Source organism: Polyangium sp. 15x6 (assembly GCF_029960785.1).
In the GTDB taxonomy this organism is placed as follows: Bacteria; Myxococcota_A; Polyangia; order Polyangiales; family Polyangiaceae; genus Polyangium.
Genome location: NZ_JASBQE010000013.1, coordinates 95,906 through 112,064 on the forward strand (window position 1 = coordinate 95,906; position 16,159 = coordinate 112,064).

Here is a 16,159-nt window from a genome sequence, read left to right on the forward strand (position 1 = left end):
CGCGCGGGGAGTATCGTCCCGCGCCATGCAATACACCCGACTCGGCCGCACGGCCCTCAAGGTCAGCCGACTTTGCCTCGGCACGATGAACTTCGGCCCCCAGACGAGCGAAGAGGACTCGTTCCGCATCATGGACCGCGCCCTCGAGCTCGGGATCAACTTCTTCGATACGGCCAACGTGTACGGCTGGAAGAAGGGCGAGGGCTGGACGGAGCAGATCATCGGCAGCTGGTTCGCCCAGGGAGGCGGGCGCCGCGAGAAGACCGTGATCGCGACGAAGGTCTACGGCGGCATGGGCGATTGGCCGAATACCTCGCGCCTCTCGGCGCTGCACATCCGGCAGGCGTGCGAGGAGTCGCTCCGGCGCCTCCAGACCGATCACATCGACATCTACCAGATGCACCACGTCGATCGTGATGCGCCGTGGGACGAGATCTGGCAGGCGATGGAGGTCCTCGTCCAGCAGGGCAAGGTGATCTACGTGGGCTCGTCGAACTTCGCGGGCTGGCACATCGCGCAGGCGAACGAGGCCGCGAAATCGCGCCATTTCCTGGGGCTCGTCTCGGAGCAGAGCCTCTACAACCTGATCGACCGCACGATCGAGCTCGAAGTCATCCCGGCCTGCGAGCACTACGGGCTCGGCCTCATCCCGTGGAGCCCGCTCAAGGGCGGCATCCTCGGCGGCGCCCTCAAGAAAGAAAGAGAAGGACGGCTCGCCACCGATTTCGCGCAGAAGAACCTCGCCAAATACCGCGAAAAACTCGAGCGGTTCGAGGCGCTCGCGGAAGGCCTCGGCAAGCCCGCCGCCGACGTCGGGCTCGCTTGGCTCCTCGCGCAGCCCGCCGTGACCGCGCCGATCATTGGACCACGTACGATCGAGCAGCTCGACGGCACCGTGCGCGCGCTCGATCTGAAGCTCGACCCGGCGACCCTGAAGAAGCTCGACGAGATCTTCCCCGGCCCCGGCGGCGCCGCGCCCGAAGCCTACGCGTGGTGAAGGACGGCCAGGCGGCGCCGGGATCGAGTACGCTCGGCCCGTGACGTTTCGCCGGGCCGCCCTGTCCTTCCTGCTGTTCGTCCTCGCGCTCGTCCTCTGGGCGCCGCGCGCGCTCGCGCATCCCTACATGCTGCCGGGCGGGCGCGAGAAGGACGTGCTCGCGCTCTTCGCCCCCTTCACGCTCGGCAAGGAGATCGCCGCGGGATTCGCGCTCTGGAACGTCTCCATCGAGCAGCAACGGATCGTCGTCGGCCTGCGCGAGCCGAAGGGGCGCGAGGCACGCGTCACCCTGGTTCACCCCGAAGACGAGGCCGCGCGCCCCGAGGCCCCGCGCTCGTCGAGCTTCGTGGCCGTGCGTGATTCCACCGAGGATCCCGCGGCCGAAAAGGCGGTCGCGACGCTGCTCGAAGCCCTCGCGCGGAACGATCGGGGCGGCCTGTGGATCGAGCCGCCGCGCGCGAAGCCCACTTCGATCGCGCCCGGCGTGACCACGAGCTCGCCGCGCGTGGCGGCGTATGCCGCGGGGCAATGGGCGGATCTCGACGGAATCGTCGCGCTCTTCGGGTTCGTCGCGCTCGCCACGATCCTCGCCGCGCGGCTCACGCGGGACGAGCCTGCGTGGATCCGCGGCGCGCTCGCCGCGATCGTCCTCGCCGGCGCGGCCAGCCGGCTCTGGCTCTCGCCGGTATCGTTCCTCGGCGCCTGGCCCTGGACGCGTCTCTGGCCGAACGTGCGCGCCGTCGCCGACGGCCCCGTGCTCGAGGCGATCGCCGCGCGCGCGGGCGGCCCGTTTTACCTGACCGACGTCATCGCGTGGACGAACTTCGGGTACGCCGCCGCGATGCCGCTCGTGCTCTTCGGGCACGCGACCTATCTCCTGCGCGATCCACGCGCCGGCCTCTTCGCCGCGTTCGCCGTGGCCCTCCTGCCGCAGCACATTCGTTTCTCCCGCTGCGAGGACGCGTTCATCCCCTCGCTCGTGATCACCTCGCTCTCGTTCGCGCTGATCCACGCTTGGCTGCGGGATCCCTCGCGCGTCTTCCGCATCGTCGCGATCGCTTGCCTGCCGGCCGCGCTTTACACGGGGTATCTGCTCCGGCCGCTGAACATCCTGTTCATCGTCGTCTACATGGCCGCCGTCGTCTCGCTCCACCCGGAGACGGCGCCTCCGGTGCGTCGCGTGCTCGGCGTGCTCGTCGTCGCCGGAATGGGCCTGCTCGTCTTTCCGGTGTTCCTCTCGACGAACGAGGCGGCCGTGAAGACGGCCCTCTTCTCCCCGGGCTGGCTCTTCGACACGGGGCGCGCGTTCCTCGTGCCGAAGCTCTTCGTGCTCACCGATCCTGCCGTGACGCCGCCCGTGCTCGTGGTCCTCGCAGCGGCCGGCGCGATCCTCGGGTATCGCGCGGGCGAACGCAGGCTCGTCGTGTTCCTCCTCGGCTGGCTCGGGATCTTCACGATCGCGCACGCCTTCGTCATGGAGGAGACGATGCGCCCGCGGTATCACCTGCACCTCGTCGTGCCGTTCTTGCTCCTCGGCGCGATCGCGGTGCCGTGGCTGTGGAAGCAGCGGCGCGCGGGGGTCTTCGTCGCGTGCGGGGCGCTCGTCGCGGCGCCTTTGCTGCATCGCGGGTGGATCGAGGACGTCGGCTACACCGAGATGCGCGAGCACGCGTTCGTGCAGAAGGCCCGCGAGCTCGTCCCCGAGGGCTGCACCGTCATCGAGTACGTCGGGGCGGACGCCCAGGCGAAGGAGCTTCGCTTCGCCCGCATCGGCGCGCGCGCGGGGCGTGATCGCGGCGGGGATCGTTATCGTGTGGTCCCCGCGTTCGCCGCGGGGGTGAACCCCGAAGTGAAGATCGAAAAGCCGCTCGAAGAGCTGCTCCGCGACCCGCCGGCCTGCCTGTACCTTTACGAGGGCTTGCCGTGCTGGTCCGGAAAAAACGCGGACGAGGGATATGCGGGGGCGTGCAGCGAGCTCCGGCAAACGCTCGGCGCGGAGGTCGTGATGCAGTGGGAGGTGCCGCTCGTGATCTACGACCGGCAGAACATGCCGCCCGGTCGCCGCGACGGGCCGAACGTCACGTTCTGGCTATCGCGCGCGGGTAGGTTAGGGGCGAGATAGAGCGGAAGGGGAGGGGAGCGAACGTCAGGCGGCGGCCGCCTTCTTGTGCTCGGTGATGACGATCGGGTTCGCCGGGGCCGGGAAGTTGAGCTTGCCCATCTCCTCGTTGATGATCTGGATCGCCGCGCCGTACACGGCCCCGTAATGGCTCTGGTGGGCGAAGGGCCGCACGGCGATCACGGGGCCGGCGAGCGTGAAGGTCTGCAACTCGACGACCGGCGCCGGCGTCTTCATGATGTTCGGGATCGTCGCGATCTTTTCCTTCAGCACCGCGATGGCCTTGTTCACGTCGGCCTGGCCCGAGAGCTGCACGGTGAGATCCACGCGGCGGTAAGGGTTCTCGGTGAAGTTCTTGATCGTGTCGCCGAAGATCTTGCCGTTGCCCACGAAGGTCCGGACGTTGTCGGGCGTGTCGATCGTCGTGACGAAGAGGCCAATCGAGTTCACCGTGCCCTCGACGCCGCCCGCGATGACGTCATCGCCGACCTTGAAGGGACGGAGCACGATCATGAAGACGCCCGCGGCGAGGTTCGCGAGCAGGCCCGACCAAGCCACGCCGATCGCCACGCCCGCCGCCGCGAGCAGGCCCGCGAACGTCGTCGTCTCGATGCCGAAGATGCTGAGCACCGAGAGCAGGAGCAGGATGTTGAGCAATACGCCCGCCACCGAGCTCATGTACTTGGTGACCGTGGCGTCGATGTCCCGCGCCCGGAGGCTGCGATCGAGAATGCCGCGCACCGCGCGGATCACGATGCGGCCGACGATCCAGAGGACGATCGCCCCGAGGATCTTCAATCCAACGTTCATGCCGAGCTGCACGGCCAAGTCGATGTATTTTTGAATCGTCTCGTTCATGATGGTTTTCCCCGCCAGCAATCCTTGTGCCGGGAACGTATCCGGGTCGATCTGCCGTTACAAGGGCTCGCTGGGGATGTGCGAGGGGCGCGATCCGAGGAGACGAGACATCACGCCGCCGCCGGAGGTGAGGACACGTGTCCTCAGGGTGCGCCGGGGAGGCTGCCCAGTCGTTGGAGCTTGCGCCAAGGGGTTGGAACCTGCTCTGCTTCGGGCCCATGGATGGGGATCGGGATCTCGCGGGCCGGCTCGCCAAGAACGTCAAGCAGCTCCGGGAGGCGCGGGGGCTCACGCAACAGCAGATGGCCAAGCTCGGCGGCGTGCCGCGCGCGACGTGGGCGCACCTCGAGTCCGGCGAGGCGAACCCGACGCTCGCAGTCCTGAACCGCGCCGCGTCCGCGCTCCAGGTGTCGATCGAGGAGCTCCTGAGCGCCCCGCGCAGCGTCGCGCGTCACTATGCCCGCGAGTCCTTGCCCGTGCGCACGCCAGGACAAGCCCTGGTGCGGAAGCTCTTGCCAGACCCCATTCCCGGAATGGAGATCGATCGCATCGAGGTCGCCCCCGCCGGCCGGATGACGGGCGTCCCGCACACGCCAGGCACGCGGGAATACCTGACGGTCGAGGCAGGCGAGATCCAGCTCTGGGTCGCAGGCGAGAAGTTCCAGGTGGCCGAGGGCGACGTCGTGGTCTTCCGTGGCGATCAGCGGCACTCGTACCACAACCCGGGCCGCGTCCCGGCGGTCGGGTACTCCGTCGTGGTGCTGGCGCGGGGCGATTGACGAACGGTTGTCCTGCCAGACGTATTTACAGGCAGGGATCCCCCGCGACGCGTCCGCCGCCGTCGACCGGCATGTTCATGACGGCCTTGCCTTTGATTGCGGCCACCACGAACTCCATGCGGCGGTTTTGCTTGCGACCCTCCTCGGTGCGGTTGTCGGCGATGGGCTTCACCTCGCCGAACCCCACGGGGATGAGCCGCCTGCAATCGACGCCGCGCGAAACGAGCGCTCGGGCGAGGGAGAGCGCGCGGCGGCTCGACAGTTCGAGGTTCATGGCCGAGCTGCCCTGGCTGTCGGAATGGCCCTCGATGCGCAGGAGCGTGAGGTCGGGGGTGGCCTGGAGGAACGCGGTCACGAAATCGAGGGCTGGCCCGCTCGTGGCCTTGAGGCTGTCCTTGCCCGTGTCGAACGCGATGGGCTCCTTGACGACGAGCCGACCGCCTTCGAGCGCGAACGAGCCGGGGCTCGTGGGCCCGGCGAGCCATGGCGAGGGAGCGGGATTTTCCGCCGGACGGCTCGGCGCGGGCTCCGGTTCGGGCTCGGGTTCGGGCGCGGGCGGAGCCTCGGTCGTGGCAACCGCGGCGGGCGCAGACGGCGGCGCTTTCGGGGGGTCCGTGAGGATCACGGGCGGAGGCTCTTCGGGGGACGGGCTCGCCGCGCCGCAAGCGGATCCGAGCGCGACGAGCACCAGGGGCAGGGCGAGCGAACGAGGCGAGCGCACGGATCGAACGATGCGCTTTGGGGGGTGGGCCGGGAAAGGAAAATCGTCAGAGGGTGAGGTTGACCTCGTAGGTGCCGTAATCGCTCGTCGCCTTCCCCGTGATCTTCGTCGACTCCGGCTTGCGCTCGATCTTCATCGGATCGGCCATCGTGGGCTGGAGCTCGCCGCTGATCGCGAGGTCCAGCGTCACGCCTCCCTCGAGTGCGCCCGACATCGTGAACGCGCCCTTGAGCGTGCCCGTGATCGTGCCGTCGGGAATCCCATTGAGCTTCAGGTCGAGGATCGGCCCCGTGCCCGAGGTGTTGTACGTGACCTCGCCGTCGTCCGAGTAATCCTTCAAGACCTCGTTCAGGGTCATCGTCTTGTTGGGGGACGAGCCCTGATCCACCTTGCCGCTGATGGTGATGGTGCCCGTCCTGTCACCATTGGCCATCTGCGGATCGATGTTCGCGCTCGACGCGGCATTGAAGCCCTGGAGGCCGAGCTGCATGGCCTTGTCGATCGATTTGTCGAGGCTTTCGTAGGCGCGGCGCGCGTCCTCCTCGGAGGCCACGTCGTCGCCGCAGCCGGCGAGCCCGAGGGCGAGGGCGAAGAGCGGCAAGAACATGCGTCGTTTCAAGGTCGTCACCTCCAGTGGCGAGAATACACACCGCGCCTCGAAGACGTGCATGATATTTTCAAATTCGGGCGATAACTTCATTGACCAGGATCGCTTTGCCGTCCTCACCGTATCCGTGAATGCCCGGTCCTCGTGTTTGCCCGGGGAACGGGCGTTCCCGAGCACGGCATGCACCATAACGAGGTGCGCGGACCGCGGGACGGGGATCGGCTCGTCCGTGCCGGTCGATCTTCCAACGCACCCCCCGTTCGTGGTACGCGCCTCCGCATGACGAACCTCGTGGAGTTCGGGACGCCTGCCGCGATGCCGCCGTCGGAGCGGCGCCTGCTCCTCGTGTTCGACGGCGGCAACGCGCCGGGCTACGCGTCGGTCGCCGTCGCGCTCACGGAGGAGGCGTCGCGGCGCGGCTACGAAGTCTGGGCCGCGACCGAGGGCTTCCGCTCGCTCACGCACGACGCGACGAGCGACCCCCGCTTCGAGCGGCTCATCGTGAGCCGTCGAGAACGTTACGCCCTGCTCGCCAAGGGCATCCCCGCGCGCAGCATGGGCCGCCGCGTGCTCGACGCGGGCAGCGACTTCCGCAGCGAGCGCTACCTCGGCTTCCACGACGGGCAAAACCGCCGCGCGGCCGCGGACACGCTGCGAACGCAGGGGTTTTCCCATCTCGTCGGCGTGGGCGGCAATGGCACGTTCGAGGGCCTGCGCGCGCTGCTCGGGGAGATGAACCCGAAGCTGCCGACGGGGTTCATGAACGTCTCGATCGACAACGACCTCGCCGGGGATCGCGCGATCGGCTTCCTCACGGGCGTCGAGGCGGGCGCGACGATCGCGCGTGGGCTCTACGAGGACGCCTACACGCACAAGCGGATCTACCTGCTCGAGATGATGGGCAACCGGAGCGGCCGTCACGCGCTGCACTGCGGCGTGGCGGCGCGCGCGCACCTCATCGTGCTGCCGTTCTTCCAGTTCCCGGACGCCGTGCTGCGCGAGACCGCGGCGGCGCTGTCGCGGGCCGACTACGCGCTCGTCGTGGTGGCCGAAGGCTACGAGCGCGAGCGGCGGGCGCGGGAGATGCCCGGCGTGAGCGCGAGCGAGTTCTTGCGGCGGCAGCTCGAGGCGGCGGGGCTCGCCGATTCGGCGCAGAAGCGCGTGATCGCCGAGCCGTTCAGCCGATATCTGCGCGGCGTGCGGCCGGCGTTCCTGGAGATCTCGGCGGCCTACGTCAAGGCGTCGCTGCTCTTCGACGCGTTCGAGGAGGGCCGGTCGGAGGTCATGCCCTTCGTGCTCGCGTCGAACGACGTCGGCGTGCGCCCGTTCCACCTCGTCGCGCGGGAAGACCGCGTGGAGCGAGCCTTCCTGCCGCTGCTCGCGCGGCTCCAGATCCCCGGCTTCTCCACGTGGATCCGGGACAATTTCACGAGCGAGAAGACCAGTCTCTGAGCAGAGGTAGCGTCGTGACACCGAAATGCATCATCCTCGATTTCGACGGCACGTTCACCGACGTGGAGCGAGAAGCCGCCCCGTTCGTGGACGTGTACCGGGAAGCGGTCTTCGATCTCCTCGGGCGAGAAGATGTCGCCGTCTGGGAAGAACGTGCCGCCGAGATCGCGCGAAATCCCGGCCGTTACGGCTGGGTCCACGACGGGCGTATCGTCGCGCCCGCCGGGGCCGATCCGTACATCCGCTCGACCACCATCGCGCAGCTCCTTTTCGAGAAGCACGGCATCCTGCGCGGCGAAGCGACGCGCGCGGCCGTGCTGACGGTCCTGTATCATCTCGCCTACGAGCACACGCTGACCGCGTTCCGGCCGCGCGCAAAGGAGGTCCTCGAGGCGCTCGCGGCGTCGGGCCTGCCGACGTTCGTCGTGACGAATGCGCGCACGGACGCGGCGCTGAAGAAGCTCCGGACGCTCGGGCCCGAGGGGCTCTCGAAGATCGAGGTGCACGGCGACGCGCGCAAATACGTGGTGGCCGAGCCCGAGACCGAGGACGCGCGCTTCTCCGCCGTACCCGCGGAGGTTCGCTTGCCGGGCCTCGAACGCCCCGTGTATCCGCGGCGCGGCCGTTACTGGGAGACGATCGCGCGCATCCTGCAAAAGACGCGCGTCGCGCCCGAGGAGGTGATCGTCTGCGGCGACATCTACGAGCTCGACCTCGCGCTCCCGCTCGCGCTCGGCATGCAGGTGCACATGGTCACGGGGCCACGCGCGCCCGCAGCGCACGAGGTCGCGCTGCTCGAATCACTCGGCGCGCGCGCGAGCCATGGCGACGATCTCGGGATGATCCTCGCGCGCGTCGGGCTCGCCGGTTGACGCGCGGGCGGATTGCCCAGCAAGGCGCCGCGCCGGGGCTCTGCCCCGGGCCCCGCGGGGGCTGTTCGCCCCTCGACCCGAACCAGGGCAAGCCCTGGACTCGGGTTGGAAGAACTGCGCTCCGCGCAGTTCTTCCAACGGGCCGGTTGGAAGACCAGGGACGGCGTTGCCGGCTGAGAGGTCAGCGCGGCAGTCTTTGGTTGGCAGGGTCGTAGCTGGTCTTGAGTCGGCTGTTCGATGAACTGCGCATCGCGCAGTTCATCGACCCCGGGTCCAGCGCTTGCGCTGGTCCGGGTCCAGGGGCGGATAGCCCCTGGTGGGGCCTGGGGCGAAGCCCCAGCGAAGCGGTCCCAAGGATGCACCTTCCGCACCCGCAGGCGCACACGTGCCCCTTCGCGTTTTCAGCCTCCGCCCACGCCGGATCCCGCGCGCCGCGTCCGCAGCGGCGTATATACTCGGGGAGCGATGCAACGACACCCGCACGTCCTGGCGCGACGATGGGCGCTCGTCCACGCGCTCTCCCTCGTTTCGCCCATGCTCCTCGGCTGCTCGTCGGCGTGGCGGGACGAGGTGCGTCACGACAACTTCTGGCGGTACCTCGCCGAAGGGCCCGACGACATGGCCACGCTCGAAGACGCTTGCAAGCGGGGGCGAGCCGACGCCTGCCGCGCCGCGGCCTTCATCTACGAGCAGGGCATCGGCGTGCGCAGATCGGCCGTCACGGCCGGGGCTTTCTACCGAAAGCTTTGCGACCTCGAAGGCGAAGCTTGCTTCCTCGGTCCCTCCAAGGGTCCGGCGGCCATCCCACGGGAATGGGAGAGCCAATGCGAGACGAAGACGCTCTCGCGCGCGTGGGAGTCCTGCAAATACGCAGGCATGTTCTACCTGGAAGGTCAGGGGAACGAGCCGCCGGATGCGAAGCGCGGGCGTGCGCTGCTCCAGAGAGCCTGCGACCTCGAGGGCGAATACAACCGCGAGGCGCTCGAGAACCGCAAAGCCAAAGGCCTCGACGGCACCGTCTACCCGGCCTTGTCGTGCGTGGAGCTCGGCAAGGTTCTCCTCCTCGGCTCTCTCGGCGACCGGGACGCGCGACGTGGGCTCGCGCTCCTTCGCGAGGAGTGCGACAATCAGTCGCCCCGGGCGTGCGCCTATCTCGGGCTCGCCTCGGAGCTCGGGCTCGGCGGCGAGGTCAAGGATGTCCGCGCGGCGGTCGAGCGGTATGCGCCGCTCTGCACCCTGCGGACGTATTACGCGGACCTCGTCGCGGGCCGCCCCGACACGGCGGCTCGCCTGGACGACGACACGCGCGAGCCCCTCGCGTGCTACCGACTGGGGGCGCTCATGCTGCAAGGGCGTGGCATCACCGGGGACATCCGGGTGGCCGCGCATCTCCATGCCGAGGGCTGCCTCGGGAGCGGGGACTTCGTGGGCCGCGCCTGCGCGCCGGCAGCGGGACTGTTCTTGCGTTACGGGCTCACATATCAGCATCCGCCGACGCGTGGCTGGCTGGACCTCCCGGCGCGTCCCATCGGCGGCGGGTCCCTCTGGACGACCCCCGAGCAGATGGCCAAGGACGCGTGCGCCGCCGGGGCCATCGAGGGTTGCAGGGTGCTGCGGTGGCTCCAGGGCACCCTCGACGAGCACCACCTCGCGTTCGACCTCCGCGAGGAGTGACCCATTGAAGCCCACGACAGCACGCCCCATCCGCGTGTCAGCTCGCCTCTTGTGCGGAGCGGCGTGGATCGTCCTTTCGAGCGGCTGCCTTCGAGGCCAGCCGCCGCCCGAGGAGCCCTCCCGCTGGGCCGACCTTCCCCCGCGGGTCCTCACGCTCGGCATTCCGGCGCGTGGCGACACGCGGCAGCCCGATCGCCAGAACAGCTACGCCTGCGCCAGGACCTTTCGGAGCGGCCAGTTCCTCGACAACGATTACGGCTTCCAGGTGCGCGAGGCCGCGAGCTACCGCTTCGAGCTCGTCCCCGATTTCCTCGGCTCTGTCGTCGTGCAAGAGAGGGACGAGGCCAAGGCGGGGTGGCTCGCGCGCGGATGCGCCAGCGCCTATCGCGGGCATACGGCCGTGCTCTCGCTCCCGCTCGAGCCCGGCCTCTACAGGGTCGTGGTCGACGCCGGGGATCTCGACGAGGCCGGCCGGTACGTGGTCCGGGTCGATCGGGACACGTCCGCGAGCGCCGTGCTGCGGCCCGAGGATCCGGCGAAGGTCGCATCGCTCTGCGCGAGCGGGCGCGCCCTCGGCCTCGGCGGGCGCGCCCTCGGCACATTCTCGTCGCTCTCGGGCGGCGCGCGCGCCGCATGTGGCCTCACGGGCGGCAATGCCGTGCATCGCCTGTCGCTGGAGGCGCCTGCGCGGGTGAGGCTTCGGGCCGCGGCGCACTTTCCGCTGGCGATCGAGATCCGCGACCGCTGCGCGGGGCCGAGCGTCGCGTGCGCGCGCGCGCCGGAGGGCGCCTACGAGGTCGAGCTCGTCGCCGAGCTCGAGGCGGGCGAGCATTACGTCATCCTCGACGCGACGCACCTGTCGCCGCTCGACGTGTACAACGGTCCCCGCGTCGGCGCTGGGGTGCTGGGCGCCTACGTGCTCGACGCGGAAGAGGTCCCGCGCTGATGGGACGCCTCGCGCGCGGTCTGCTCGGCGCTGCGCTGATGACCGGGTGCGGCCACGAGGCCGACATCCATCCCGTCGCCAGCTGCTTCGGCGGGGGGTGGGTGCACCCAGCGCCTTCGTTGCAGGCCGATCCGGAGGCCGTGACGCTCGAGCTGCCGCAGTTCGGCGAGGACGGGCGGCTGCACGCGTCCCGGAGACCTTTCTCTTACCGCTTCGATCGCGAACCTTCGGGCACGACGGAGACGTTGCGCGCCGCGGCCCTCTTGCCGGGGAAGGGAAAGGCGATCGTCGTGGGGGATCACGGGACGGTCCGCGTGCGCCACCCGCTCACGGGGTGGGAGGCCGAGTCGCCCGGCACCGAGGAGGACCTCCACGTTGTGGTCCACGTGCCCGGCGAGCTCCACATCGCCGTCGGCGGGCACGGCGTGGCCGCGGTGTGGCGCGCGAATGTCGGCTGGCGGGTCGAGGACACCGGCACCACGCGGGATTTGCTCGCCGTCGCGCAGTTCGAGACCTCCATGCTGGCCGTCGGTCGTGGTGGAGTCATGGTTCAGCGCTCGAAGGAAGGCGTCTGGCGGCCAGTCGACACGCGGACGACGGAGGATCTCGCCGCGGTCGGCTGGTGCCAGCACCACGTCTGCGCCGTCGGCGCGCGGGGGACGATCGTCGACTGCGTGCCACGCGGCGAGCAGCTGACGTGCATCCCGAGGCCGCCGCTGGTCGACGCGGATCTCCTCGCGCTCGTCGATTACGGAACGATCTACGGCCGCGGCGTCAAGCTCGAGCGAACGATGCCGCCCGAAGGGGTCTGGTCGCCGCCGCCCGAATGGAGGGTCGTCGAAGGGCCTCCGTGGCTCAGTGCCGACAACGAGGTGCGCGCCTTTTCGCAAGACCTCGCCGTCGGCAAGGCGGGGCTCGTCGTGGTGCGCTCGCGGGCGCTCGTGGGCCCTTATTCACGGCTGAAGCCGCCCGGATCGATCCAACTCCCCTATGGCGTGGATTTCAACGGCGTCGCCTCCGCCCTCGTCGACGGCTACATCGTCGGGGACAAGGGGACCATCGTCCACGTCGGGGTCGAAGGGGTCTTCATCGACGAGGTGTGCAGGTAGACGACGCAAGCCGCCGCGCCGGGGCTCCGCCCCGGGCCCCGCGGGGGCTGTCCGCCCCTCGACCCGGACCAGGCACGGCCTGGACCGAGGGTGGAAGAACTGCGCTTCGCGCAGTTCTTCCAACGGGCCGGTTGGACCGCGTTGCCAGTCGAAAGGGCAGTGCGGCGGTCTTGGTTGGCAGCGTCGTCGCCCGTTCGATGAACTGCGCATCGCGCAGTTCATCGACCCCGGGTCCAGCGCTTGCGCTGGTCCGGGTCCAGGGGCGGACAGCCCCTGGTGGGGCCTGGGGCAACGCCCCAGCGCGGCGGCCCTCAGCCTTCGGGCGGGACCGCTTCGACTGCGCGTTTGCGGCTCGGGAACATTCGCCGGGTTGCGATGGGCGTGAGCTTTGGGATGGATGGATCGCGATCGTGGGCGCGGTTCACGACCTTCATGACGCGCTCCATGAGGGAGAGACAGATTCCGTCTTGCAGGTCGAGATCGGCTTGCGTCACGAGGCCCTTGGCGCGTGCGCCGGAGGCGAGGGTGCCGGTGGATTTCACCTTTGCGGCGATCTCCTCGAAGACCGTGATTTGGGGCGCGTCGAGACCTCCGTCGTCGAGTTGCTTTGCGGCTTTCGACAGCGGGTTCTGGCGGATGTCCTTTGCGACCTTTGCGAGGGCGGCGAGGGAGAGGGCGAGTGAGGTGAAATCGGTGACGCGGCCGGTTGCTTTCGTGATGCGTTCTTCGAGACCTGGTTCGAGGTGCGCCACGCCTTCGAGGGCGGTGACGAGACGCTCGCGCTCCTCCATTCCTTCCTTGTAGGCCTGGTCGGCGACGGCGATGGCGGCGGCGCGGCTGGCTTCGCGGTCGTCTGCGGTGGCGTCGAATTGGGCCACCATGTCGGCGAGTTTTTTGCCGGAATGGACGAAGACTTTGAGGAGCGGCTCCGAGAGCCCGAGGAGATGGCGCTTTTGCGCGGCGGTGGCTTTGGGCCAGAATTCGCCGAGGATCCCACCGAAGCGCACGAGGTCGGTGAGGATCTTCTCGCTGCGGATCTGCGAGCCTCGCTCCATCAAATCGGCGTTTGGGGTCTCGTCGGCATAACGCTCCGCTTCTTCCTGCGTGGGCGCGGGCACCATCGCGAGGACAGCGGGCCAGGTGTAGGTGGGGGCAGTAGTCATGCTTGCCACGGTAGCCGTCAGCGGGCGCGGTGAGAAGGGGAAAAGGCGGGAGGGAGGGGCGGGGGGGGATGATGTGGGTGTAGTGTCGATGACCGGGGACGCGTTCGCGGTGGCTCCCGACGTGTTTGCGGTGGTGGTGGACGCGTTCGCGGTGGTGGTCGACGGGGGAGCGGTGGGTGGGCGACGGGCGGAGGGCGCGTGACGCCGGCTAGCCTCCCGGATGGGCGATCCGCACGCGGCCTGTCTTGTCGCGCGCGAGGCCGGCAGGACTCATGCGGGGGTTGCGGTTGCTCTCGCGAAGGTGCTGGAGCGCCGCGGAGCGCTGATGCTCGGCCCATGTCAAGGGCACCTCTCCGAGGCAACGCAGGAACCGCGCGCGCCCTTCGCGCCGCATGGAAAGGAGCATGTAGCGCCGGATGGGCTGGGAGATGAGCATGTACGGGCCGAGGTGATAGAGCGCGAGGAGCAGGAGCGAGCTCTCGCAGAGGCGCCGCAGGAAGTCCGTGAGCTCTTGGGCGCGTGGCGGATCGAGCCCGACCGAGCGGATGTTCTTGTACATGTTCCGGTACCGGGCGGTCGACCCGTGCACGAAGCGGCTCGACTGCACGTAAACCGCGCTGATCTCCGCGAACAACGAGGTGTCGTCGCCTTCGTCGTCCTTCTTCGATGCCGAGCGGAAGTGCGGGAGCCTCTGGATCTCCTCGGACTGCGCGGCCCACCGATCCCGGATGGCTTCCTCGGGTTCGACCTGGCGCGTGACGAAGAGGGCCGGACGCGAGTCGAAATAGCAATGCCGGATCAGGTTCTCCAGCAGGCTCCGCGCGTGGAGGTACGCGGTCCGCTCCATCCCGAGCGCGCAGGCGTAGAGGATGGCCACGATATCGGACTGGACCTCGTCCAGGAAGACGGGGAGCGCGGCGAAGCGGCTGCAATGGGACGCGAGCCAGGACAGGTAAGCGAGGGGCTCCTGCGCCGCTTTGAGTTCCGGGAGCGGCGCCGCGGTGGCGTGCTCGACCTGCTTGCGGACCTCGGCGAGGAGCTTGGGGCGCGGGCGCTTATTCGTAGTCGTCATGGCCCTTCTTCGCGTTCGTTCGGCGGATCCCGGTCACGGCTAGGTCGGTCGGGCTTCGAAGCCCCCTTTTCAGGAGCTCGAAGGTGATGTCCGGCAGAGTGTTGGGCGCGAGGCGGACCGCGTCCTCGAAGAGCCTCGACACGAGGTGTTCCCGTGACTCGTCCGGCGCGAAGGGCAAGGGGGAGGGGGCCCAGAGCTCGCGGAGCTTGGCGAGATCGAACGGCTTGGGAAAGATGATCGTATTCGTGCTGAGTGCCTTGATGGCGGTGTCGCGGAGCAGGAGCTCGATGCGGGCTGCGTGATCGGGCCCGGCCGCAGCAGCGGCGCTCCGGAGCAGCGAGCCGAACTTCTCGATACGCAACCATGGCTCGGGAAACCGTTTTTCGATGAGCTCGATACTTCGGCAGAGGACGTCCGCGGCGTTGCGGTTCGGGGAAAACCGCATGCCCGTTAGATGCGACGCGATACGCCTGGCCATGGTTACATCGACGGGGAGCTTCACAAGTTCTCTTTTAACGATCTCGCGAAACTCCTTCTCGGAGAGATACTCCTCAGGAGACGAGCTCGCCCCCTCCTCCGGCGGCGGCTGGGTCTCGGACGGGGCCTTGACCTCGTTTGCCGGGGCGTCTCGATGCTGGCCCTTGAACTTGGCGAGCATACGCAGCGCATGCACGAGCTCCTCCTGGCCGAGGATCTTCTCGGCGGCCTCGAAGTCCTCGGCGGAGTACTCGTCCACCAGGCCGAGCAGCGCCTTCGCGACCCGCACCCCATTGCCGCTCGAACGTTCCGGCATCTTCACGGTCCACCTCCGATGAGCCCGAGCTCGGTCGCGATGGCGTCGAGCTCGTCGACGAGCCGGTCGTGGGCAGGTTTTGGGGAGAACGGTAAGGGCGAACGTTTCTCGAACGACTCGGGATAGGCGTTGTCCCTTGAAATGGACTGCATCAGGCACGGGATCGCGGGGACGTTGGTTGCGCATGCCTCGCGAATCCGTTGCGCGTAATTCTCAGCGCCCGTCCGCCGCGCGTCCCCATCCGGGGGAAACAGGCTCAGCACCACCCCTGCGACCTTCGCCTGGATATCATAGACCTTCTTGTACCGGGCGAGGGTCTCCAAGAGAATCCGCAAGCCATGGACCGAGAATACGTCCGCGGCCATCGGCACGAGGATGCTGTCGGCCGCCTTCAGCGCGGACAGGCTCAGGCTGCTGATGCTCGGCGGGCAGTCGATGATGACGTGGTCGTACGCGTCTCCCGTGGTCCGGATCCACCGCTTCAGGCGGGGCAGGACGAGCTCGGCCGCGATCTCCTGCACGTCGAAGAGCTCGGCGCTGCCGCAGACGAGCGAGAGGGAACCTCCCCCCGCGCACGTCCTCACGAGCTCCCGGCAATTACTCGTGCTCCTTTTCGGTCCGTAATGCTGCCCGGTGACGACGTCGAGGTACCGGACGTCGCCATGAAAGAGGTCATAGAGGTTGCCCTCCTGCCGCTGCGGGTCGTTGCGTGTCCTCGCGTCGAACCTCGGGTCGTCGAGCAGGTAGAGGCTCGCGTTGCACTGCGGGTCCGCGTCGATGACGAGCACCTGCTTGTGGTGCTTCTCCGCCAGGAGCGCGGCCAGATTGACGGCAATCGTCGTTTTTCCGACGCCGCCCTTGATGTTCTGTACCGCCAGCACAGTCCGCTTCTTCGACGCGTCCGTCATCGTGGTGGCAGCATACGCCATGGCGACGCCGTTCGGAAGCAACCAGCCAGGGGCCTCACCTGTCCACGCTGGAAGCATGTTCACGGAGC

15 protein-coding genes are annotated in these 16,159 nt (G+C 68.6%); 8 read left to right on the plus strand and 7 right to left on the minus strand.

Annotation, left to right across the window (positions count from 1 at the left end; all coding sequences use genetic code 11):
* The first annotated feature begins 25 nt into the window (after positions 1 to 25).
* Complete coding sequence (locus tag QHF83_RS12615; RefSeq protein ID WP_282418045.1) at positions 26 to 997, plus strand: aldo/keto reductase; 972 nt, start codon at positions 26 to 28, stop codon at positions 995 to 997.
* Positions 998 to 1,037: 40 nt separating this feature from the next.
* Complete coding sequence (locus QHF83_RS12620; RefSeq protein WP_282418046.1) at positions 1,038 to 3,119, plus strand: hypothetical protein; 2,082 nt, start codon at positions 1,038 to 1,040, stop codon at positions 3,117 to 3,119.
* 24 nt (positions 3,120 to 3,143) lie between these two features.
* Here QHF83_RS12620 and QHF83_RS12625 read toward each other — a convergent pair whose 3' ends face one another.
* Positions 3,144 to 3,974: a mechanosensitive ion channel domain-containing protein gene (locus QHF83_RS12625; protein WP_282418047.1), complete on the minus strand. Its 831-nt coding sequence runs from the start codon at positions 3,972 to 3,974 to the stop codon at positions 3,144 to 3,146.
* A 218-nt stretch (positions 3,975 to 4,192) separates the two neighbouring features.
* On the opposite strand from QHF83_RS12625, the gene QHF83_RS12630 reads away from it, so the two are divergent.
* Positions 4,193 to 4,753: an XRE family transcriptional regulator gene (locus tag QHF83_RS12630; RefSeq protein ID WP_282418048.1), complete on the plus strand. Its 561-nt coding sequence runs from the start codon at positions 4,193 to 4,195 to the stop codon at positions 4,751 to 4,753.
* Positions 4,754 to 4,778: 25 nt separating this feature from the next.
* Here the strand turns inward: QHF83_RS12630 and QHF83_RS12635 are convergent, their stop codons facing one another.
* Positions 4,779 to 5,474, minus strand: coding sequence for an OmpA family protein (locus QHF83_RS12635; protein WP_282418049.1), 696 nt, complete (start codon positions 5,472 to 5,474; stop codon positions 4,779 to 4,781).
* Positions 5,475 to 5,520: 46 nt separating this feature from the next.
* On the minus strand, positions 5,521 to 6,093 hold the full coding sequence (locus QHF83_RS12640) for a hypothetical protein (protein WP_282418050.1): 573 nt from the start codon (positions 6,091 to 6,093) through the stop codon (positions 5,521 to 5,523).
* Between the two features lie 267 nt (positions 6,094 to 6,360).
* Here QHF83_RS12640 and QHF83_RS12645 point away from each other — a divergent pair, with 267 nt between their 5' ends.
* From QHF83_RS12645 to QHF83_RS12665, 5 genes are all read left to right on the plus strand, one after another.
* The gene (locus QHF83_RS12645; protein ID WP_282418051.1) at positions 6,361 to 7,533 is read left to right on the plus strand and encodes a 6-phosphofructokinase; all 1,173 of its coding nucleotides are present in this window, start codon (positions 6,361 to 6,363) and stop codon (positions 7,531 to 7,533) included.
* Positions 7,534 to 7,547: 14 nt separating this feature from the next.
* The gene (locus QHF83_RS12650; RefSeq protein ID WP_282418052.1) at positions 7,548 to 8,405 is read left to right on the plus strand and encodes an HAD family hydrolase; all 858 of its coding nucleotides are present in this window, start codon (positions 7,548 to 7,550) and stop codon (positions 8,403 to 8,405) included.
* 465 nt (positions 8,406 to 8,870) lie between these two features.
* Positions 8,871 to 10,079 carry a hypothetical protein gene (locus QHF83_RS12655; RefSeq protein WP_282418053.1) on the plus strand — a complete coding sequence of 403 codons (1,209 nt, stop codon included), beginning with the start codon at positions 8,871 to 8,873 and terminating at the stop codon, positions 10,077 to 10,079.
* Between the two features lie 4 nt (positions 10,080 to 10,083).
* A complete protein-coding gene (locus tag QHF83_RS12660) occupies positions 10,084 to 11,025 on the plus strand; it encodes a hypothetical protein (protein WP_282418054.1) in 942 nt (313 codons plus the stop codon).
* A complete protein-coding gene (locus tag QHF83_RS12665) occupies positions 11,025 to 12,134 on the plus strand; it encodes a hypothetical protein (RefSeq protein ID WP_282418055.1) in 1,110 nt (369 codons plus the stop codon). Before QHF83_RS12660 ends, QHF83_RS12665 begins: the two co-directional genes overlap by 1 nt.
* Positions 12,135 to 12,445: 311 nt before the next feature.
* Here the strand turns inward: QHF83_RS12665 and QHF83_RS12670 are convergent, their stop codons facing one another.
* From QHF83_RS12670 to QHF83_RS12685, 4 genes are all read right to left on the minus strand, one after another.
* Complete coding sequence (locus QHF83_RS12670; RefSeq protein WP_282418056.1) at positions 12,446 to 13,297, minus strand: hypothetical protein; 852 nt, start codon at positions 13,295 to 13,297, stop codon at positions 12,446 to 12,448.
* A gap of 208 nt (positions 13,298 to 13,505) precedes the next feature.
* Positions 13,506 to 14,369, minus strand: coding sequence for a hypothetical protein (locus QHF83_RS12675; RefSeq protein ID WP_282418057.1), 864 nt, complete (start codon positions 14,367 to 14,369; stop codon positions 13,506 to 13,508).
* Positions 14,353 to 15,168 (minus strand): hypothetical protein, encoded by an 816-nt coding sequence (locus QHF83_RS12680; RefSeq protein ID WP_282418058.1) that lies wholly within the window; start codon positions 15,166 to 15,168, stop codon positions 14,353 to 14,355. The genes QHF83_RS12675 and QHF83_RS12680 overlap by 17 nt, the downstream gene beginning before the upstream one ends.
* Positions 15,165 to 16,091, minus strand: a complete 927-nt coding sequence (locus QHF83_RS12685) for a ParA family protein (RefSeq protein WP_282418059.1) — start codon at positions 16,089 to 16,091, stop codon at positions 15,165 to 15,167. The genes QHF83_RS12680 and QHF83_RS12685 overlap by 4 nt, the downstream gene beginning before the upstream one ends.
* Between the last annotated feature and the right edge of the window lie 68 nt (positions 16,092 to 16,159).

Excerpts from the sequence above, each read along its gene's own strand:
- QHF83_RS12615 (WP_282418045.1), top strand. The coding sequence starts at position 26 with ATGCAATACACCCGACTCGGCCGCACGGCCCTCAAGGTCAGCCGACTT.
- QHF83_RS12625 (WP_282418047.1), bottom strand. The coding sequence starts at position 3,974 with ATGAACGAGACGATTCAAAAATACATCGACTTGGCCGTGCAGCTCGGC.
- QHF83_RS12630 (WP_282418048.1), top strand. The coding sequence starts at position 4,193 with ATGGATGGGGATCGGGATCTCGCGGGCCGGCTCGCCAAGAACGTCAAG.
- QHF83_RS12645 (WP_282418051.1), top strand. The coding sequence starts at position 6,361 with ATGACGAACCTCGTGGAGTTCGGGACGCCTGCCGCGATGCCGCCGTCG.
- QHF83_RS12655 (WP_282418053.1), top strand. The coding sequence starts at position 8,871 with ATGCAACGACACCCGCACGTCCTGGCGCGACGATGGGCGCTCGTCCAC.
- QHF83_RS12665 (WP_282418055.1), top strand. The coding sequence starts at position 11,025 with ATGGGACGCCTCGCGCGCGGTCTGCTCGGCGCTGCGCTGATGACCGGG.
- QHF83_RS12670 (WP_282418056.1), bottom strand. The coding sequence starts at position 13,297 with ATGACTACTGCCCCCACCTACACCTGGCCCGCTGTCCTCGCGATGGTG.
- QHF83_RS12675 (WP_282418057.1), bottom strand. The coding sequence starts at position 14,369 with ATGACGACTACGAATAAGCGCCCGCGCCCCAAGCTCCTCGCCGAGGTC.
- QHF83_RS12685 (WP_282418059.1), bottom strand. The coding sequence starts at position 16,091 with ATGGCGTATGCTGCCACCACGATGACGGACGCGTCGAAGAAGCGGACT.